Source organism: Pseudomonas sp. SDO5532_S415 (assembly GCF_054071155.1).
The window spans coordinates 1-221 of record NZ_JBSVWS010000393.1 but is presented as its reverse complement, the minus strand read 5'-3'; the positions used below and the strand labels follow the sequence as shown (position 1 = coordinate 221).

1 protein-coding gene is annotated in these 221 nt (G+C 70.6%); it reads left to right on the top strand.

The window, feature by feature from the left end; translation table 11 throughout:
• A partial coding sequence (locus ACW9HW_RS30215; RefSeq protein ID WP_457402990.1) for a hypothetical protein occupies positions 1-221 on the top strand: 221 nt, incomplete at both ends.

The window sequence follows — 221 nt, the reverse complement described above, 5'->3', positions numbered from 1 at the left end:
GGCACCTCAAGGGCAACCGCCTGCGGCGCCACGCCGACCGGCATTACGACTACGACGCCTTCGGCAACCTGATCCGCGAACGCCGCGGGGATGCCGTCACCGAGTACCGCTACGACAACCAGCACCGCCTGATCGGCCTCCAGCTGCCGGACGGTCGCCAGGCGGCCTACCGCTACGACGCCTTCGGCCGGCGCATCGCCAAGACCGTCGACGGCCACACC